Source organism: Nocardia elegans NBRC 108235 (assembly GCF_001612845.1).
Taxonomy (GTDB): domain Bacteria; phylum Actinomycetota; class Actinomycetes; order Mycobacteriales; family Mycobacteriaceae; genus Nocardia; species Nocardia nova.
Window position 1 is genome coordinate 14,385 of the sequence record NZ_BDBF01000005.1, and the last position, 20,215, is coordinate 34,599.

General features: G+C 67.3%; 15 protein-coding genes. 8 read left to right on the plus strand and 7 right to left on the minus strand.

Annotated features, from left to right (window positions below; translation table 11 throughout):
* Nucleotides 1–227: 227 nt before the first annotated feature.
* From NE2_RS04420 to NE2_RS04430, 3 genes are all read left to right on the plus strand, one after another.
* Entirely contained in the window at nucleotides 228–1,439 is a 1,212-nt protein-coding gene (locus NE2_RS04420; protein ID WP_063010983.1) for an acetyl-CoA C-acetyltransferase, read from the plus strand.
* A gap of 37 nt (nucleotides 1,440–1,476) precedes the next feature.
* Nucleotides 1,477–3,639 carry a 3-hydroxyacyl-CoA dehydrogenase NAD-binding domain-containing protein gene (locus tag NE2_RS04425; protein WP_063024105.1) on the plus strand — a complete coding sequence of 721 codons (2,163 nt, stop codon included), beginning with the start codon at nucleotides 1,477–1,479 and terminating at the stop codon, nucleotides 3,637–3,639.
* 198 nt (nucleotides 3,640–3,837) lie between these two features.
* Entirely contained in the window at nucleotides 3,838–7,422 is a 3,585-nt protein-coding gene (locus NE2_RS04430) for a serine/threonine-protein kinase (protein WP_063024106.1), read from the plus strand.
* A gap of 64 nt (nucleotides 7,423–7,486) precedes the next feature.
* On the opposite strand, the gene NE2_RS04435 is transcribed toward NE2_RS04430, so the two are convergent.
* The 3 genes from NE2_RS04435 to NE2_RS04445 all read right to left on the minus strand — a co-directional run bounded on the left by NE2_RS04435 (nucleotide 7,487) and on the right by NE2_RS04445 (nucleotide 11,443).
* Entirely contained in the window at nucleotides 7,487–8,806 is a 1,320-nt protein-coding gene (locus NE2_RS04435; protein WP_063024107.1) for a class I SAM-dependent methyltransferase, read from the minus strand.
* Entirely contained in the window at nucleotides 8,803–10,254 is a 1,452-nt protein-coding gene (locus NE2_RS04440) for an FAD-binding oxidoreductase (protein WP_063024108.1), read from the minus strand. Before NE2_RS04440 ends, NE2_RS04435 begins: the two co-directional genes overlap by 4 nt.
* Before the next feature lie 460 nt (nucleotides 10,255–10,714).
* Nucleotides 10,715–11,443 carry a hypothetical protein gene (locus NE2_RS04445; RefSeq protein ID WP_063024109.1) on the minus strand — a complete coding sequence of 243 codons (729 nt, stop codon included), beginning with the start codon at nucleotides 11,441–11,443 and terminating at the stop codon, nucleotides 10,715–10,717.
* A 132-nt stretch (nucleotides 11,444–11,575) separates the two neighbouring features.
* On the opposite strand from NE2_RS04445, the gene NE2_RS04450 reads away from it, so the two are divergent.
* A complete protein-coding gene (locus tag NE2_RS04450; protein WP_030516501.1) occupies nucleotides 11,576–12,010 on the plus strand; it encodes an SRPBCC family protein in 435 nt (144 codons plus the stop codon).
* A gap of 71 nt (nucleotides 12,011–12,081) precedes the next feature.
* On the opposite strand, the gene NE2_RS04455 is transcribed toward NE2_RS04450, so the two are convergent.
* The 3 genes from NE2_RS04455 to NE2_RS04465 form a co-directional block, all read right to left on the minus strand.
* Entirely contained in the window at nucleotides 12,082–12,435 is a 354-nt protein-coding gene (locus NE2_RS04455; protein WP_030516500.1) for a VOC family protein, read from the minus strand.
* Nucleotides 12,436–12,497: 62 nt separating this feature from the next.
* Nucleotides 12,498–13,319 carry a MerR family transcriptional regulator gene (locus tag NE2_RS04460; RefSeq protein ID WP_063024110.1) on the minus strand — a complete coding sequence of 274 codons (822 nt, stop codon included), beginning with the start codon at nucleotides 13,317–13,319 and terminating at the stop codon, nucleotides 12,498–12,500.
* Between the two features lie 41 nt (nucleotides 13,320–13,360).
* On the minus strand, nucleotides 13,361–13,966 hold the full coding sequence (locus NE2_RS04465) for a hypothetical protein (protein WP_063024111.1): 606 nt from the start codon (nucleotides 13,964–13,966) through the stop codon (nucleotides 13,361–13,363).
* A 170-nt stretch (nucleotides 13,967–14,136) separates the two neighbouring features.
* Here NE2_RS04465 and NE2_RS04470 point away from each other — a divergent pair, with 170 nt between their 5' ends.
* Entirely contained in the window at nucleotides 14,137–14,475 is a 339-nt protein-coding gene (locus NE2_RS04470; protein ID WP_081879613.1) for a YbaB/EbfC family nucleoid-associated protein, read from the plus strand.
* A gap of 21 nt (nucleotides 14,476–14,496) precedes the next feature.
* Nucleotides 14,497–15,105, plus strand: a complete 609-nt coding sequence (gene recR / locus NE2_RS04475; protein ID WP_030516496.1) for a recombination mediator RecR — start codon at nucleotides 14,497–14,499, stop codon at nucleotides 15,103–15,105.
* Nucleotides 15,106–15,138: 33 nt separating this feature from the next.
* On the opposite strand, the gene NE2_RS04480 is transcribed toward recR, so the two are convergent.
* Entirely contained in the window at nucleotides 15,139–15,780 is a 642-nt protein-coding gene (locus NE2_RS04480; RefSeq protein ID WP_063024113.1) for a hypothetical protein, read from the minus strand.
* Between the two features lie 201 nt (nucleotides 15,781–15,981).
* Here NE2_RS04480 and leuA point away from each other — a divergent pair, with 201 nt between their 5' ends.
* Nucleotides 15,982–17,808 (plus strand): 2-isopropylmalate synthase, encoded by a 1,827-nt coding sequence (gene leuA / locus NE2_RS04485; RefSeq protein ID WP_063024115.1) that lies wholly within the window; start codon nucleotides 15,982–15,984, stop codon nucleotides 17,806–17,808.
* Between the two features lie 242 nt (nucleotides 17,809–18,050).
* Nucleotides 18,051–20,126, plus strand: coding sequence for a MinD/ParA family ATP-binding protein (locus NE2_RS04490; protein WP_233429667.1), 2,076 nt, complete (start codon nucleotides 18,051–18,053; stop codon nucleotides 20,124–20,126).
* Nucleotides 20,127–20,215 lie beyond the last annotated feature (89 nt).

The window sequence follows — 20,215 nt, forward strand, 5'->3', positions numbered from 1 at the left end:
CATCGGTGCTACGAGGTTCTATGGTATGCCCAGGCATACGGGCGCCCCGGGGCCTCGTAGGTCGATGCATGTCGGCGTTTGTACAGCGTTATGCGCTCGGCGGACTTGTGGAGGGAACCGTGCGTGACCTCCCGGTTCGCCGGTGTGGTGTGCCTGCGGGCTCGCCGGGATCGAACACGGTCGGTCGGATGGCCGGTCGGCACCTTTAAGGAAGGAAACACTCCGATATGACCACAGAGGCCTACATTTTCGAGGCCATCCGCACCCCGCGCGGCCGCAACAAGAAGGGCTCGCTGCACTCGGTCAAGCCGATCGATCTGACGACCGGTCTGGTCCAGGAGCTGCGCAACCGCTTCCCGAACCTCGACGAGGATCGCATCTCGGACATCATCCTGGGTGTCGTGTCGCCGATCGGTGACCAGGGTGCCGACATCGCCCGCACCACCGTGCTGACCGCGGGCCTGCCCGACACCGTCGGCGGTGTGCAGATCAACCGCTTCTGCGCCTCCGGCCTCGAGGCCGTGAACATGGCCGCGCAGAAGGTGCGCTCCGGCTTCGAGGACCTGGTCCTCGCCGGTGGTGTCGAGTCGATGTCGCGCGTCCCGATGGGCTCCGACGGCGGTGCGCTGTTCGCCGACCCGGCCACCAGCTACGACCTCTACATCGCGCCCCAGGGCATCGGCGCCGACCTGATCGCCACCATCGAGGGCTTCACCCGCGAGGACGTCGACAAGTTCGCCGTGCGCTCGCAGGAGCTCGCCGCGCAGGCGTGGTCCGGCGGCTACTTCGCCAAGTCCGTCGTGCCGGTCAAGGACATCAACGGCCTGACCGTGCTCGACCAGGACGAGCACATGCGTCCCGGCACCACCGTCGAGGATCTCGCCAAGCTGAAGCCGTCCTTCGCGGGCATCGGCGAAATGGGTGGCTTCGACGCCGTCGCGCTGCAGAAGTTCCACTACATCGAGCAGATCGACCACGTGCACCACGGCGGTAACAGCTCGGGCATCGTCGACGGCGCCGCGCTGGTGCTGGTCGGCACCGAGGAGGCCGGCGCCGCTTCGGGTCTGACCCCGCGCGCCCGCATCGTCGCCACCGCCACCAGCGGCGCCGACGCCACCATCATGCTCACCGGCCCGACCCCCGCGGCGCACAAGGCGCTGGCCAAGGCCGGTCTGTCGGTCGAGGACATCGACCTGTTCGAGATCAACGAGGCCTTCGCCTCGGTCGCGCTGAAGTTCCAGAAGGATCTGAAGATCCCGGACGAGAAGCTGAACGTCAACGGCGGCGCCATCGCGATGGGCCACCCGCTGGGCGCCACCGGCGCGATGATCACCGGCACCATGGTCGACGAGCTGGAGCGCCGCAACGCCCGCTACGCCCTGGTGACCCTGTGCATCGGCGGCGGCATGGGTGTGGCCACCATCATCGAGCGCGTCTGACGCCGGTCCATCTAATTCTCCAGGAGAACGAAAAACTATGACAGAGAACATGATCGGCTGGGAAAAGGACGCCGACGGCATCGTCGTGCTGACCATGGACGACCCGAACCAGGGCGCCAACACGATGAACGAGCTCTACAAGAGCTCGATGCACGCCACGGTGGACCGCCTGGTCGTCGAGGTCGACGACATCAGCGGTGTCGTCATCACCTCCGCGAAGAAGACCTTCTTCGCCGGCGGTGACCTCAAGAACATGATGAAGACCACCCCGGAGAACGCTCCGGACATCATGGAAGAACTCACCAGCATCAAGGCCGACCTGCGTCGCCTCGAGACCCTGGGCAAGCCGGTCGTGGCCGCCATCAACGGCGCCGCGCTCGGCGGTGGCCTGGAGATCGCGCTGGCCACGCACTACCGCATCGCCGCCGACGTCAAGGGCGTGCAGATCGGTCTGCCCGAGGTCTCGCTCGGTCTGCTCCCGGCCGGTGGCGGTGTCACCCGCATCACCCGCATGCTCGGCATCGCCGACGGCCTGATGAGCGTGCTGCTGCAGGGCAACAAGTTCACCGCGCAGAAGGCCAAGGCCAAGGGCCTGATCAACGAGGTCGTCGGCAGCGTCGAGGAGCTCGTCCCGGCCGCCAAGGCGTGGATCAAGGCCAACAAGGACAACGCCGAGGCCGCCACCCAGCCGTGGGACCGCAAGGGCTTCAAGATCCCCGGCGGCTCGCCGTCGAGCCCGGCGCTGGCCGCCAACCTGCCGGCCTTCCCGGCCAACCTGCGCAAGCAGCTCAAGGGCCAGAACATGCCGGCGCCGCGGGCCATCATGGCCGCCGCGGTCGAGGGCGCGCAGGTCGACTTCGACAACGCGTCGCTGATCGAGTCGCGCTACTTCGTTTCGCTGCTGACCGGCCCGGTCGCGAAGAACATGATCCAGGCGTTCTTCTTCGACCTGCAGGCCATCAACAACGGTGGTTCGCGTCCGAAGGACGTGCCCAAGCGTGAGATCAAGAAGATCGGCGTGCTCGGCGCCGGCATGATGGGCGCGGGCATCGCCTACGTCTCGGCCAAGGCCGGCTTCGAGGTCGTGCTGAAGGACGTCTCCCAGGAGAACGCCGACCGCGGCAAGCAGTACTCGGTGAAGCTCGAGGAGAAGGCGCTCTCGCGTGGCAAGACCACCGAGGAGAAGTCCAAGGCGCTGCTGGATCGCATCCACCCGACCGCCGATCCCAAGGATCTGGCCGGTGTGGACTTCGTGATCGAGGCTGTGTTCGAGAACCCCGACCTGAAGGCCAAGGTCTTCCAGGAGATCGAGGACGTCGTCGACGCGGACGCGCTGCTGGGCTCCAACACCTCCACCCTGCCGATCACCCTGCTGGCCGACGGCGTGAAGCGGGCCGAGGACTTCATCGGCATCCACTTCTTCTCCCCGGTCGACAAGATGCCGCTGGTGGAGATCATCCGTGGCGAGAAGACCTCCGACGAGGCGCTGGCCCGGGTGTACGACTACACCCTCGCGATCCGCAAGACCCCGATCGTGGTCAACGACAGCCGCGGCTTCTTCACCTCTCGCGTCATCGGCACGTTCATCAACGAGGCCATCATGATGCTCGAGGAGAACATCGACCCGCAGACCATCGAGCAGGCCGGTCTGCAGGCGGGCTACCCGGCCGCGCCCCTGAAGCTGAGCGACGAGCTCAACTTCGAGACCATGCAGAAGATCTTCAAGGAGACCAAGGAGGCCGCCGAGAAGGACGGCATCGCGATCTCCGCCGCTTCGCTGGCCTCGGGCCGCGTGGTCGAGACCATGATCGACAAGTTCGATCGCAAGGGCAAGCTGCACGGTGCGGGCTTCTACAACTACGCCGACGGCAAGACCGCCGGTCTGTGGGAGGGCCTGCGCGACGCCTTCAACTCCAAGCGTGAGCTGCCCGAGGGCGTCACGCTGCAGGATCTGAAGGACCGCATGCTGTTCATCGAGGCCATCGAGACCCAGAAGTGCTTCGACGAGGGCGTGCTGACCAGCACCGCCGACGCGAACATCGGCTCGATCTTCGGTATCGGCTACCCGGCCTGGACCGGTGGTGTGCACCAGTTCATCGTCGGCTACCCCGGTGGCACGGAGGGCTTCATCGCCCGTGCCGACGAGTTGGCCGCGAAGTTCGGTGAGCGCTTCCAGGTGCCGGACTCGCTGCGCAAGTAAGGTTCTCGCCACGCCGAGATGCCCTGCGACGGCCCGGATCACGTTCCCGCGTGATCCGGGCCGTTTGCTGTCTCGTCGCCCTCACTCGCGTGTCCGCTGCCGATGGAAACGGTCGCGAATCGAAGCGGGCGGAACTGTGCCCGGATGCGCACGGACCGCGCTACGTTGGAATGAGGGCGGAACGTTCGAGGTGGCCAGATGAATCCACAGACGGGCAAGGTCCGCAGCGACGACGATCCCGCGGCGGACTCGGAGGCAGCCGCGGGGGCGAATACCCAGCGCTACCAACCGATTCGCATCGCCGACGAACTCGAGGCGATGGGGCTGTTCGATGCTCAGGAGATCGGGCGCGGCGGTTTCGGGGTGGTCTATCGCTGTGCGCAGCGGGCGCTGGATCGCGTGGTGGCGGTCAAGGTGCTGTCCTCGGAGATCGACGAGGAGAGCCGGGAGCGGTTCCTGCGCGAGGAACACGCCATGGGCCGGCTGTCGGGCCATCCGAATATCGTCGACGTCCTGCAGGTCGACGTCACGCCCAGCGGCCTGCCGTTCATCGTCATGCCGTTCGCCGCGCACGGCTCGCTGGAACAGCTGATCCGCGATCACGGCCCGCTGAGCTGGTCGGATTCGCTGCGGGTCGGTGTGAAACTCGCGGGTGCGATCGAGAGCGCACATCGCGTGCACGTCCTGCATCGCGATGTGAAACCGGCGAACGTGCTGCTGAGCCGCTACGGCGAACCACAGCTCACAGATTTCGGCATCGCGCGCATTCCGGGTGGTTTCCAGACCTCGACCAGCATGATCACGGGATCACCGGCCTTCACCGCACCCGAGGTGCTCAAGGGTGAGGAACCGACCGTTAGGTCGGATGTGTACGGTTTGGGCGCAACCCTGTTCGCGCTGCTGACCGGGCACGCCGCCTTCGAACGACGCTCCGGTGAGCGCGTGGTCGCCCAATTCCTGCGGATCACGACCCAGCCGGTCCCCGATCTGCGCGAACAGGACATTCCACCCGATGTGGCGGGCGTGATCGAACAGGCCATGGCCCAGGATCCGGCCGATCGCCCGGCCTCCGCCCTGGAGTTCGGGCAGGAGATGCGCGCGGTGCAGATCGCGCACGGCGAATCGGCCGACGAGATGGCTCTGCTCGACGGCGAAACGACCGACGGCCGCACCGCCGCCACCGAGGCGCCGCCCCACCCGATCACCTCGCGCCGCAGCCGCGCGGTCCTGGGCCTGCCCGCGCTGCGCGCTCCGGGGTCACCCGCCCTCGCTCCGCCCGCGACGCTACCGCCCACGGCCGCAACGAAATTCCGGCCGCCGACCCCGGCCCGCGAGCCGATTCCCCGGCCGCGGCTGCTCGATATCCTGCGCACCGGTGGCCGCCGCCGGCTCGCCGTGATCCATGGACCGGCGGGCTTCGGAAAAAGTACGATCGCCGCCCAGTGGCGTTCCGAACTCACCGCCGACGGCATCGCGGTGGCGTGGATCGGGATCGACCACGACGACGACAACGAGGTGTGGCTGCTGGCCCATCTGATCCAGGCCATCCGGCGAGTGGCGCCGGATATCGGTTCCGGGCTGGCGGAGGTGCTCGAGGAGCGCCCCGCGGAGGCGGTGCCCTATGCGATCTCCACCCTGATCGACGAGATCCACAGCGGCGGGCAGGTCGTCGTGGTGGTGGTGGAGAACTGGGATCGGGTCACCGACGAGGGTGCGCACCGGGTGATGGATGCGTTGCTGGAGAACGGATGTCACCATCTGCGCTTCGTGATCACCACCCGCGAGCAGTCAGGCCTGCCGCTGAGCCGGATGCGGGTGTGCGACGAGCTGGTCGAGATCGGCAGCCACGAACTGCGGCTGACTCTCGCCGAGACCCGGCAGATCTTGCTGGAGCGCAACAAGTTTCCGCTCACCGACGAACAGGTCGAACAGATCCACGCCGCCACCGACGGGTGGCCGGCGGCGATCCAGCTGGTCAGCTTGTCGCTGCGCGGGGCCACCACGGGCGCGCCCGTGGATCCGGCGCAGCTGATCGCCCATCTGTCCGGCGGAAACCACGCCATCCGGGAGTATCTGGCCGAGAACGTGCTGGCGGGGCTCGAGCCGCGCATGCTCGAATTCCTGATGTCGATCTCGGTCGCGGAGAAGCTCAACGGTGGGCTGGCCGCGGCCCTCAGCGGTGAACCAGATGCCGAGCAACTGCTGGAACAGGCGCAACAGCGCGAGCTGTTCGTCACCCGCGTCGAACACGACCCGGGCTGGTTCCGGATCCAGCCGCTGTTCGCCGAGCAGTTGCGTGCCCGGCTCGACCGGGTTCATCCCGGCAAATTGAAATCGTTGCACCGCAAGGCATCTCGCTGGTACGCCGAACATCAGCAATTACGCAAGTCGGTCGATCACGCCCTGGCCGCCACCGATCTGAAGATGGCGGTGGATCTGGTCGAGAACGGCGGCATGGACCTGATCGACACCTCGCGCCTGGCGACCCTGCTCGGCACGGTGTCGAAACTGCCTGTGCAGCAGGTGACTTCGCGGTCGAAGCTGCTGATGACACTGGCGCGCGCCAATATCAATCTGCAACAGTCCGGAGCGGCCCGCACAGCGCTGGGACGGCTGTCGAATATGCTCGCCCGCAGTTCGCCCTCCGATGCCGATGCCACCCGGCAGCGCTGTGAGGCCGCGGTGCTGTCGGCCGCCGACCTGGTGGCCCGCGACCGCACCGACGGTGTGCTCGAGAAGGTGCTGCCGTGTCTGGAGGAGCCCGACGAGCTGCCGCCGTGGACGGTGTCCACCGCCGCGAATCTGGTGTCGTTCGTGCGGCTGTGCGACTTCGATTTCGACGGCGCGCTGGCCATCCAGGACTGGGCCGCGCCCTATCACAGCAGGTCCAAGGATCCGCTAGGGGTGGTGCTGGGTCTGCTCAATACCGGCGCGGTGGCCTACGAGAAGCTCGATATCGACACCGCTACACGGTGTTTCGAGAAGGCCTGGCAGATCGGCCGGGAGCGCTCGGGGCCGCGTTCGCATGCCGTGCGGGTGGCGGCGGCGTTACTGGGGGAGCTGAGGTATCGGCGCGGTGATCTGGAGGCTGCGGATCGGCTGCTCGAGCAGAGCCACCAGTTGCCGGCGCGGATCGGTGCGGTGGATTTCATGATCACCACGTTCGTGGTCGGTGCGCGGGTCAAAGCGGTGCTCGGCGATACCGAAACCGCGCGAGCCCGGCTCGACGAGGGGGCGCGGATGGCGGCCGAACGCAAACTTCCGCGCATGGCCGCCCATATCCGGGCGGAACGGCTGCGATTGGGCCTCGTCGAGCCGCCCGCGGGGCCGGAGCCGCCCGCCCCGGTGCTGCGCCAGTCCGCCGGTACGGTCGCCCTCACCGCGGAGGCCGAGGAGGTCGCGGCCGTGCGCGTGCTGCTGGCCCGGCACTATCGCGGTCTGGATGGGGCGAACGTGGCGGCCGAGGGCCTCGAATCGGCGGTGAAACGGGCGCGCGCGCTCTACGGCCGGATGGTCGAACAGAACCGTCCCCGTGCGGAATTGGATGCCGCGCTACTGCTGGTCGAATGCCTGTCGGTCGCCGGCTGGAACGGTGAGGCGATCACCTCACTGCTGCCGGCGCTGGACCGCTGTGCCCGATTGGGCTGGACCAGACCACTTCTCGACGCCGGCCCGGAATTGAGCTATCTGCTGCATTCACTGCGTGACGACATGCTGCTCGCCGGTGAGGGCACCGGATCGTTCGATATTCCGCGGCCGTTCCTGAACGCACTGCTGCGCTGAGAACGCCGGCGGGCCGGATTCGTCACCACGAATCCGGCCCGCCGGCAACATATTTCGTGCCGGATCAGGCGTTCCACCAGGGGCGCAGCGGCACGTCCCAGGTCTGCTTGTCGCCGAGCTTCATCCCGAGCACCTGGTGCAGCTGCACCACGTTGCGCTCGAAGCCCAGCTGGGAGCCCGCCATGTACAGGCCCCACACCTTGGCGGTGCCCTCACCGACCTCCGCGACGCACTCGTCCCAGTTCGCGACCAGGTTCTTGCACCATTCGTGCAGGGTCAGCGCGTAGTGCGGGCGCAGATTCTCCTCGTGCACCACCTCGAGCCCGATGTTCTGGATATCGGTGATGATGCGGCCCGAACCGATCAACTCGCCGTCCGGGAAGACGTAGCGGTCGATGAAGTCGCCGGCCTTCGTCGTGCGGGTGTTGTCGGGGCGGGTGATGCAGTGGTTCAGGAACAGGCCGCCGTCGCGCAGCTTGCTCTTGATGAAGCCGAAATAGCTCGGGTAGTTCTGCACCCCGATGTGCTCGGTGAGGCCGATCGACGACAGCGCGTCGAAACCGGTTTCGCTGATATCGCGGTAATCGCTGTGGCGGACCTCGGCCAGGTCCTGCAGACCCTCCTCGGCGATCTTGGCCTGCGCCCACTCGGCCTGTTCCTTGGACAGGGTGGCGCCGATGACCTTGACGCCGCGCCGGGCCGCGTAGCGGACCATGCCACCCCAGCCGCAGCCGATATCGAGGAGTCGATCGCCCTCCTTCAACCGCAGCTTCTCGAAGACCAGGCGGTACTTGTTCTCCTGGGCCTCTTCGAGAGTCTGGTTCTCATCGGCGTAGCAGGCGCAGGTGTAGGTCATCGAGGGGCCGAGGACCATCTCGTAGAACCGGTTCGACACGTCGTAGTGATGGTGGATCACCTCGGCGTCGCGGTTCTTCGAATGCCGCAGGCCCTCGAGCGCGATGCGCCGCCAGCGCGGCAGCGTCTCCTGCGGCGGCGGCGCGATCGGCTTCAGGGCATCCCAGCCCAGCGAGCGCGCGATGGTGACCAGTGCCAGCGCCGACGGGCGCCGGAACTTCAGGTCGGTCATCGCCTTCAGGATGTCGTACGGGTCGCCCGGGTGGACGCCGTCGACCGCCATATCGCCGGAGATGTAGGCCCGCGCCATGCCGAGATCGCCCGGTGCGGTAGCGATGTAGTTGATACCGCGCGGGGTCGTGATCTCGAGGCTGAACTTCGAATCGTCGGGTCCGGTGCTGCTGCCGTCGTAGGCGGAGAACCGGATCGGGACGCCGCCGTCGACGAGCGTCTCGAAGATTTCGGCAATGCTGAGTTTCGTTCCCAGCTCCGAGAACGGGGGCAGCTGGGAATCCTTGAATGTCGTCACTTGCGTTGCACCGCCTTCGAATACAAATCCAGCAAACGATGATCGGGGTCGTATCGTTTCTTCAGATTCGCGTAGTGATCGCCTCCGTAGAGGCGCGCGAAATCGTCTTCTGCGTAGTAGGAATCCGAGTAGAGGGACTTGTGGCCGTCCAGGCGGGCGACCTCGTCCTCGATCGCGCGATTGGCCGCACCCTCGATCTGCCCGGGCTGCTTCGGCACCGCCGACCAGAAACCGACATTGACGTAGGTGCGATCCGGTTCCAGCGGATACAGGGGCCACGGACGCGACGGGTCCGCGGGTTTTCCCGGCACTTCCGCACTGTCGCGCAGCCGGAGCGGGCACAGCCACAGCGGTTCGATCGGAATTTCGCGCAGGAACCAGTGCAGGAATTCGGCGGTGCGCTCGATCGGCACCTCGATATCCTGCACCACGCGCTCCTGCGGCGGATTTCCCTTGCGCGCCTGGAGCCTGTCGCCGATATCGTATTTGTGATCGAGCGCGATCAGCTTCCAATAGAAGCTCGAACGGCGGTACCGCTTCGGCCAGAACCGGCGGATCTTCGGATTCTGGGTGCCGAATGCCCGTGAGCACCAGAACCAGTCGGTGTCCCAGCGCCACAGATAGTCGTGGATGGTCAGCCGGTCGCGTTTGGGCTCGGCGCTGTCGTGCCGCAGGGACTGGTAGTAGATATCCATCCCGGTGTAGTCGCTGACCGGGCCGGGTTCGTCGGTCTGGCGGCCCAGGACGAGATAGCTTTCCTCGGCGGTGAATACCGCGCCGTCGAGATAGTCGACCCGCTCGCCGTCGTAGCTCCGGTCGGTGACGATCCGCGCCATCACGGCTTCGAGTTCGCGCAGATCGTGGAAACGGACGTGGCGCAGTGCCACATACGGCTGCACCGATTCCAGCTCGATCTTCAGGCGCGTCGAATAACCCAGCGTGCCATAGGAATTCGGGAACCCGCGGAAAAGGTCGGCGTATTCGCCGTCCGGGGTGGCGGTGATGATCTCGCCCGCACCGGTCAGCACATCGATCTCGAGTACGGATTCGTGTGGCAGACCATTGCGGAAGGACGTCGATTCGATTCCCAGGCCGGTGACCGCGCCACCCAGCGTGATCGTCTTCAACTGCGGAACCACGAAGGGCGCCAGGCCGTACGGCAGGGTGGCGGCGACCAGATCCTCATAGGTGGTCATGCCGGCCACATCGGCGGTCTTCGCCTGGGGGTCGACAGCGATCACCCGGTTCAGACCCGAAACATCCAGTCCGGGTGCGGGGTTCTTCGCCCGGGCGCGAAACAAGTTCGACGTCTTTTTCGCCAACCGCACGTTGGCATCCGAAGGAATCGCACGATAGCTGGCGAGCAGACGCTCGACACCTTCTCGGTGCGCGGCAAAACCTGATTCGCGTGCGGCCGGCGCGCGGCCGGCCTTCCCCAACAGACTCACTGCCACTCCCTGACGCTATCGCTCCCGGTTTCCCCCGGCCACCGCGAGGGTACCTATGGGCGCGATTCTTCACGCATATGTTGCATTGCGTTCGATCACGGGCCCGGTTTCCACTCCTGGGTCATCCGCCCAGCTCGCGGACATATTTCCGGGCGGAATCGTACCGCCGTACGCTGCCTGCGGGCTTGTGACGAACCAGGCGAAATTTCTCGCCGATCCCGGAACGGGCGTTCCGGTTCCGGGTCGAGGGCTGCCGCCGAAAACCTGCGATCGATGGTCCGGCGCGCCGTATCCGAGCGTCGACAGTCGCAGACCGTGCGAGGCGTCGATGCCCGATCGCTGTCGCGCCGCCGGGAGTTCCGGGCGGTGCGGGATGCCGGGCAGTGTGATGCCGCGGATAGAGCTCGGTGCGGTGGGCAGAGCGCGACGCGACGGATGGGCGACATGCGCCGGAAGGAACTCAGCGCGTCGGATAGCCGGGACGGGCCCCGTCCGGGGCAGTCGGCGGATAACCGGGCGGCCCCGGCGGGTAGCTCGGTGCCGGCCCGCTCGGCGCGAAATGTGGTGCGGCAGAGGGATACTGCGCGTGACCCGACGGTCCCGGGTGGGCTGGATAGCCCGGCGACGGTGGCGGGTAGCCGGTTCCGGCGGGCGCGTAACCGGGCGCGGGGTACCCGCCCGCACCGGACGGATAGCCGGGAGCGAGGTGGCCGGCCGCGGGATTCGCGGGCGGATGGCCTCCGTTCGCCACGCCCGGATATGCGGGCGCGCCGGGCGGGTTGGCGTGCGTCGCCGGATAGGCGGGACTTGCGGGTGGGTAGGCGGCCGGATTCGCGACCACCTGCATACCGGTCTTCGCACCCGAGCCGCCCGAGCGGCGCAGCTCTCCGACCAGGAACGCGCCACCGCCGACGATCATCAACACGCCGAAGCCGAGCAGCAGCCACCCGGTGCGGGTGTTGTCCGATGCCTGTTCGTCCATCGAGCGGGTGGTGCGGTGACCGTGCTTGTCGACCTGGACGCACTGGTCCCCCGACCGCATGGTTTCACCCCCGCAGTCGACCTTGCCGTGGCTGTTCAGCATCGTGACGGCGCCGACGATCATGACGACGCCGACGACCATCGCGCCGATCCACTTGAGCACATTCTTGACACGGCGCGCGCCGATCGCGGCGTTCGACAACCTCATCCCCCCGGGCGTAGCTGCGGGCAGAGCGAAACCGCGTCTGCCGGTCCGGAACTGCGCCGGACGCGGCGTAGCATAGCCCCGCAGAACGGCCCGAATAAACCCGAACGACCCCGGATCGACTAGGAGCTCATTGTGGGACAGGTCAGTGCATCCAGCTCGACCGTCGTCGCTGCGGAACCGCAGCGTGCGCTGGAAGCGATCGCGGACTATCAGGATGTGCGGCCCCGCATCCTGTCTTCGCACTACCACGACTACAAGGTGCTCGAAGGCGGAAAGGGCGCCGGAACCGTCGCCGAATGGACGCTGCAGGCGACGCAGAAGCGCTCCCGCAACGTCCACGCGGTCGTCTCGGTCTCCGATTCGATGGTGACCGAACGGGATTCGAATTCCACGATGGTCACCACCTGGACCGTCACTCCCTCGGGTGAGGGTTCGCTGGTGACGGTCCGCACCAGCTGGAAGGGTGCGGGCGGGGTGGCCGGCTTCTTCGAGGGCATCTTCGCCCCGCTCGGCCTGAAGAAGATCCAGGCCGAGGTTCTGGAAAACCTGAAGCGCGAGTTGAGCTGAGTTTTTTTGCCTCCGCTTCGCTCCGGCGGGTGTGCACCGACCCGGGTGACCGCTTTGTTCGGTCGCCCGGGTCAGTGCTGGTGGGCGATATCGAACAGGTTGCCCTCGGGGTCGGCGAGGGTGACCCACTGCACGCCGTATTCGTCGAAGTCGCCGATGTGTTTCGCGCCCAGCGAGACCGCCCGCTCGATCTGAGCGCGCCAGTCCGGTGCGCTCAGATCCAGGTGGACCACGTTCTTCCCCGGGGTCTTGTCGGGGACCTGGATGAACATCAGCCCCGGGCCGCGGTCGTCACCGCGGCCGATCGAGGCGAAATACTCGTTGGCGTCCGCGTCCACCGGACGCTCCAGCAACTGTGCGTAGAAGTTCGCCAAGGCGGCGGCGTCACGGCAGTCGAATGTGACGGCGGCCAGACTGATCGACATGAAATATCCTCTCTTCGTGGGTAATTCGTGAATATGCGGGGGAACGCGCTGCGTCGGCCCGATCACGCCGGTGTGATCGGCCAGCAGACCTCGGTACGCTGCGCGGCCGGGTCCGCGCAGTCCTGCGGGCCGACCACGTAGATTTCGCGGATCGGCTCCGCCAGCGCGGTATCGTGTTCGGCCACATGCGAACCCAGCGCGCCGTAGGTGCGGTCGAAGTCGGTGAACGGTCCGGCGTGCACCGCAATCGCGAAGCGGCGCTGCGGAAATCGCCGCACCGCGACCTCGCGGCGCTGCTCGAAGGCGGCGCCCGGATCCGCTGCCAGCGGCGCGAACGCCACCACCTCGCCGATCTCGTTCTCGAAGAAGTCCGCCGAGTACGTCGCCCCGCTCGGGCCGGCCGGGGCTATACCGGCCACGGCGAGCAGTTCGTACAACCGGGGGAAGACCGTCCCGCACCATTCGCCGATCTCCTCCCGCGCCACCAGTGCGCGAATCGTCACCGCGGCGAACTCCGGAACCAGGCGGTACTGCACGTCGATCGGCGCACCGGGGGACAGCAGCGCCCGCAGCGACGCCACCACATCACGAGTGCGCAGCAACTCCGCCTCCATCCGCTCCAGATGCGTGGCCAGCGCGGCATCGCGGGTGGCTCGATCCGGGGCCGCGAGGACCGCGCGGATCTGCGGCATGGGCATATCCAGGTCGCGCAGGCGCCGAATCAGATGTGCCTGTTCCACCTGCGCGGTCGAATACCGCCGATACCCCGAGCCGGGATCGACCGATACCGGCTCGAGCAACTCGATCTCGTGGTAGTACCGCAGCGTTTTCACGCTGAGATAGGTGAGGCGGGAGAACTCGCCTATGGAGACTGTCGCGGCCATGCGGACAAGCGAACACCCTCCAGCAATGGGAGAGTCAAGCCCTACTGCTCGGTGAGGGCGAAGGTCAGCAGCAGCGTGGTCTGGAAAAACCCTCGCCACCAGGAGTAACCGAACCAGACGCCGGGGGTCACCTGGCGAATCTCGTCGAGGATCTGGGGCGTGATCGAGGGTGTGTAGTCCAGAAGCCAGGCCGGTTGGCCGTCCAACCGCGCGGGCCCGGAATAGACGTCGGCGGGGAAACCTTCGACCCCGGCCGCGGTGATCCGGTTGGTCAGGGTCCCGCCGTCGGGTCCGGTGTAGAAGTTCTTGCCGATCCAGAACGGCGGCGCCACCGCCTCCATCACCGGCGGGCGGGTCACCCAGCCGTTGGTCACCCCGGTCGGCACATCGCCGCGGGGCGCGTCCCGGAAGATCTGATCCTGCTGTTCGGCCGAACAGTGGTTGTGCAGCGCGTCGACCGTCGCCGCCGGATTGTCGGTGTAGAGAACGCAGCCACCGCCGTAATCGGTATCCGCCGAGGCGGCCGGCGCCAGGACGGCGGAGCCGACGCCCAGCACGGCGAGCGCGACGACGATCGTCAGTGCCGAACTCCGCCGGGCGCGGCGCGGCGGATGTGCGGATGTGGTGTGCGCGAGTGCGGAATACATATGTTGATCTTGGTCCCGATACATGACCGGCCTCCACCGGATTGGCCCGACCCGTGTGCCGACTCCCGGCCCGGTTCCGATGGTAAAGGTGCCCGGCCGGGCCGGTACCGGGCTGGATCCGAACGTGACTACGCTGGTGCACATCCGCATCCCGCAGAGAGGACATCACCGTGGAGCCTGGTGGACAGCTCGATATGCAGGCACTGCTCGCACAGGCGCAGCAGATGCAGCAGGCGGTGATGGCCGCGCAGGCCGAAATCGCCGCGACCGATGTGGCGGGTGAGGCCGGCGGCGGTCTGGTGAAGGTGACGATCAAGGCCAGCGGCGAGGTGCAGTCGCTGCAGATCGATCCGAAGGTGGTCGACCCCGAGGACGTGGAGACGCTACAGGATCTGATCGTCGGCGCGGTCAACAACGCGATGGCCAACGCGCAGCAGCTGGCCGCCGAGAAATTGGGCCCGCTCGCCGGTGGCATGGGCGGCGGTTCCATGCCCGGCCTGCCGTTCTGAGCGGCCCGATAGGACATATCCGTGTATGAGGGTCCGGTCCAGGATCTGATCGACGAGCTGGGCAAACTGCCCGGAGTCGGTCCCAAGAGCGCGCAGCGCATCGCCTTCCATCTGCTGTCGGTCGAGCCGCCGGAGATCGACCGGCTGCAGTCGGCACTGCAGAAGGTGCGCGACGGTGTGCGGTTCTGCGCGGTCTGCGGCACCGTCTCCGACGGCGAACTGTGCCGCATCTGCGCCGACCCGCGCCGGGACCGGACCATGATCTGCGTCGTCGAGGAACCCAAGGACGTCCAGGCGATCGAGCGCACCCGCGAATTCCGCGGCCGCTACCACGTGCTCGGCGGTGCGCTCGACCCGCTCTCGGGGGTCGGACCGGACCAGCTGCGCATTCGAGAACTGTTGGCGCGCATCGGAAATCAGGAGGACGGTGTCGATGTCACCGAGGTGATCATCGCCACCGATCCCAATACCGAGGGCGAGGCGACGGCCACCTATCTGGTGCGCATGCTGCGGGATTTCCCGGGCCTGTCGGTCACCCGGCTCGCCTCCGGCCTGCCGATGGGGGGCGACCTGGAATTCGCCGACGAACTGACCCTGGGCCGCGCGCTGTCGGGACGGCGAACGCTCTGAGCTCGGGGCGAGCTCCGATCGGAACGTCGCCGATCAGAACGTCACCGCCTCCCAGCCGATCGCATCGAGACGGCTCCGGTCTCCGGTCGTCCAGTCCCAGACGAGTGCGGCCACCTGGTCGCCGTCCTCCAACCGGACCGCGAAATGCCGATCGGGGCCGCCGTCACGGTATTCCAGCGTGTACAGGCCGGGCTCGTCGCGATAGGTCTGGATGTAGACGTGGTCGGCGCGCTCGACGATCAGATACGGATTCGGTTCCCCGAGCTCGGTGATCCACTGATGCGCGAGGCGCTCGGTCAGATAGGGGAACTCACCCGCACCGCCGTGGGTGACGGTGACGTCGATGCGATCGGTCGGATCGATCAGCCAGTTCAGTTGCGGATCGTAGAGCGCGTAGTCACACGGGGTCGCGAGCTCGAACAGGAGGTTACGCACGTGGCCGATGGCGTCGTAGCGGGCGGCGACGTACAGCGCGCCGCCGGTGCCCTCGCCGCCGGTGGCGACACTGAGGAACGCCTCTTCCTCCGGCAGGGCGTCGTTGCGCCGGTTCACCTCGGCCGCGATCGCCGCCACGGTCTCGGTCTGCGGCCGTCCCTGCTGCGCGGCCAGGTAGGTCTCCACCGCATCGGGCGAGGTGGCGATGCCCGCGGGGAGCAGCACGTGGTCGTAACTCATCCGGCCAGGCTACGTGGCGGTGTGGCGAGGCTCCTTTTCCACGCCGCGGCCCGACCTGTAAACTGGCCGACATCATGCAGCGGGCACTCCTCCTCGGCCGCCGCGACGGGGTCTGAATCGGACCGGCTCCCGTCGCGGGGTTTCAGCTGTGCCGGTCGACCCCAATACTTGGGACACCCACCCACACCTCGGAGAAACGCCATGTCACCCGCTGACGCCTTCGTATCCGGCACGCGCACCATCACCGCGCCGTCCAAACCCGCGCCCGCCGATCAGCCCGCGTGGAACAAGCAGAAGAACTCCTCGATGCCGACCTTCCGGTACCGGCCCTTCGCCGAGGAGGTCCCGGGCGGCAGCCCGGCATTCGACGCTGCGCCGATTCCTTTCGACCGCACCTGGCCGAACCGGGTCGTCGACCGGGCGCCCGGCTGGTGCGCGGTCGACCTGCGCGACGGCAATCAGGCCCTGATCGATCCGATGAGCCCCGCCCGCAAGCGCCGCATGTTCGACCTGCTGGTGCGGATGGGCTACAAGGAGATCGAGGTCGGCTTCCCGTCGGCCAGCCAGACCGACTTCGATTTCGTCCGCGAGATCATCGAGGACGGCGCGATCCCGGACGACGTCAGCATCCAGGTGCTGACCCAGTGTCGTCCCGAGCTGATCGAACGCACCTTCGAGGCCTGCCAGGGCGCCGCCAATGTGATCGTCCATTTCTACAACTCCACCTCGATCCTGCAGCGTCGCGTGGTGTTCCGCGCCGACCGCGACGCGGTGAAGAAGATCGCGACCGACGCCGCGAAGCTGTGCCTGGAGATCGAGCAGCGCTACCCGGACACCAACTGGCGCTACGAGTACAGCCCGGAGTCCTACACCGGCACCGAACTGGATTACGCCCGCGAGGTGTGTGACGCGGTGTCCGAGATCATCGCGCCGACTCCGGAGAAGCCGCTGATCATCAACCTGCCGGCGACGGTCGAGATGGCGACGCCGAACGTGTACGCCGATTCCATCGAGTGGATGAGCCGCAACCTGGCCCGCCGCGATTCGATCGTGCTGTCGCTGCACCCGCACAACGACCGCGGCACCGCGGTCGCGGCCGCCGAACTGGGCTATCAGGCCGGCGCCGACCGCATCGAGGGCTGCCTGTTCGGCAACGGTGAGCGGACCGGGAACGTCTGCTTGGTCACCCTGGGGATGAACCTGTTCTCCCGCGGTGTGGATCCGCAGATCGACTTCTCCGATATCGACGAGATCCGCCGCACGGTCGAATACTGCAACCAGTTGCCCGTGCACGAGCGCCACCCCTACGGCGGCGATCTGGTCTACACCGCCTTCTCCGGCAGCCACCAGGACGCCATCAACAAGGGCCTGGACGCCATGAAGGACACGGCAGACGCCTCCGATTCCGATGTCGACGACATCGTCTGGGAGGTTCCGTACCTGCCGATCGACCCCAAGGATGTGGGCCGCACCTACGAGGCCGTGATCCGGGTGAACTCGCAGTCCGGCAAGGGTGGCGTCGCCTACATCATGAAGACCGACCACGGACTGGTGTTGCCGCGGCGGCTGCAGATCGAGTTCTCGCAGGCGATTCAGAAGATCACCGACGGCGAGGGCGGCGAGGTCACGCCGAAGGAGATGTGGGACGTCTTCGCCGAGGAGTACCTGAACCCGGTGCTGCCGCTGGAGCGCATCCGGCAGAAGATGACCGCCGCCGAAACCGATTCCGGCACCGACACCATTACCGCGGTGGTGAAGGTGGACGGGGCCGAACAGGAGATCGTCGGTTCCGGCAACGGCCCGCTGGCCTCGTTCGTCGACGCGCTGGGGACCATCGGCTACGACGTGCGGGTGCTCGACTACTCCGAGCACGCGATGTCCTCCGGTGACGACGCGCAGGCCGCCGCCTATGTCGAATGCGCGATCGGGGACAAGGTGACCTGGGGTGTGGGCATCGCGACCTCCATCACCACCGCCTCGCTGCGCGCGGTCGTCTCCGCGGTGAACCGCGCACTGCGCGCGCGCTGATCCGTACACCCTGCTCGACAGCCGGGACCGCCCACCGCCGGGAAGGCGGTGGGCGGTGTTCTGGGGCAACCCGTCCGGTACGGGGTGCGGCCCCTGTTCGCCGGGGGACTCGTATTCGGCCAGCGTGCTAGCGTTGTGGCGCATTGGCCGCGAGCTCTCTGCTCGAACTCTGTCGAGCAGATGGGGGAAACGTGACGACTAACGACAACTCCACTTCACCGCCTTGGTTGCAGGGGCAGGGGATGGGCGATTCAGCTGCCGAACAGGACAATCCGACCTCGCTGCCGTCGCAGGACGAATCCGACGCGGACACAACGGCATCCGACGGGACGGCGAGCGTGACGTCCGAATCCGAACCGACCGGCGCACCCGCCGAGGAATCCGCGGAATTCGAACACGCGGCCTCCGGGATCATTCCGCCGATGCCCGACGGTATCGAACAGACCACGTTTGCGCCCGGCCCGCAGTTCGGGCCCGACGGCTTCGCTCCGCCCGAGCAGGGGGGATTCGCACCGGGGCCGTTCGCACCGCCGGGAGCGAATCCGTATCCGCCGAATCAGGGTTTCGCCCCGCCGGGCTTCCCGATGAACGACCATTCCGGTCCGTTCGCCCCGCCGGGAGATCCGGACGGATTCCCGCCGCCGTGGGCGGGCGGGCCCGGCCCGGAGGGTTTCGCGCCCAACGGATTCCCCGGAGAACAGGGCGGTTTCGCGCCTCCGGGTCACCCCGGCGAACCGGGCTTCGCACCGGCCGCGTTCCCCGGTGAGCAGGGTGGTTTCGCGCCTCCGGGTCACCCCGGCGAACCGGGCGGCTTCGCCCCGGGCGGATTTCCGGGCGAGCAGGGTGGTTTCCCGCCGTCCGGAAACCCCGGTGAGCCAGGCGGATTCGCGCCGCACGGCAATCCGGGCGACCCGGGCGGTTTCGCCGCGCAGGGCAATCCCGGTGAGCAGGGCGGCTTCCGGCCCGGCGCCGGTGAGCCGGGAGCCGGGTACGGCGAGGTCCGGCAGGAAACGCCGTACGGCGAGATCCGCCAGGAGATCGGCGCCGACGGCATGGTCCGCCGGGTCTTCGACGATCGGCAGGGACCGCCGCCCGTTCCCGAGCAGCAGGGCGCGGACGCCGATGCCGGCGGCCAGATCTTCAGCTGGGCGCCACCGCCGCTGCCCTCGGCTCCACCGCCGCAGCACATGCCGCCGCAGCAGCAACCGCCGCAGCAGCAGGGCGGCTGGCAGGGCGGTCCCGGACCGCAACAGCAACCGCCGCAGGGATATCAGCAGCAGCCGCAATCGACGTTCCAGCCGCAGCACATGACCCAGCCCGTGCAGCCGGGAAATTCGGTCAATGACCTGAACCTGCTCAAGCGGGCGCGGCGGTCACCGCGCAGCGGCTGGCGCCGCGCCGTGCACAAGGTGACCGGTGGCGCCATCAATCCGGGCGAATCGTCGGCCGATCTGATCTACCGCGAACTGGTGGATCGGGTGAATCAGCCGGTGCGCGGCGACTACCGGATCGCGATCCTGTCGCTCAAGGGCGGCGTCGGAAAGACCACGACCACAGTCGGTTTGGGTTCGACCTTCGCCTCGCTGCGCGGTGACCGGGTGATCGCCATCGACGCCAATCCCGACCTCGGGACCCTGGCCCACCGGGTGCCGCGCCAGACCCGCTCGACGGTCCGCAACCTGCTCGAGGACCAGCACATCAGCCGCTACTCCGATGTGCGGGCGCATACTTCCCAGGCGCCGAGCCGACTGGAAGTGCTTGCCAGCGAACAGGATCCGGCCGTCTCGGAGGCCTTCAGCGAGGCCGACTACCGGCGCGCGATCGGCATTCTGCAGCAGTTCTACAACATCATTCTCACCGACTGCGGTACCGGCCTGATGCATTCGGCGATGGCCGGCGTACTGGATATGGCGAGCTCGCTGATCCTGGTCACCTCCCCGGCCATCGACGGCGCGCGCAGTGCCTCGGCGACGCTGGACTGGCTCGAGCACCACGGTTACAGCAAGCTGGTGGAGCGGACCGTGGTGGTGGTCAATGCCTCCCGCCGCGGCGCCTCGACCGTGGACCTGGATCAGCTGCGCAAACTGTTCCTCGACCGCACCCGCGCGGTGCAGGTGGTGCCGTTCGACGATCATCTCGCCGAGGGCGCGGAGATCGATCTGGAACTGGTCAGCAAGCCCACCCGGCGGGCGCTGCTGGAATTGGCGGCCATGGTCGCCGACGATTTCGGATATCACGTCCCGCAGCCGCCCTTCCCGGGGCCGCAGACTCAGTACCCGGGTCCGCAGGGCCACTATCCGGGTCCGCACGGCTACTGATTCGCACCGGGTACCGATTCCGGGGATTCTTCCCACCGAATTGGTGCCCGGCGCGAATTGTTACCCCAATCGATACGGGGCCCGCCCGT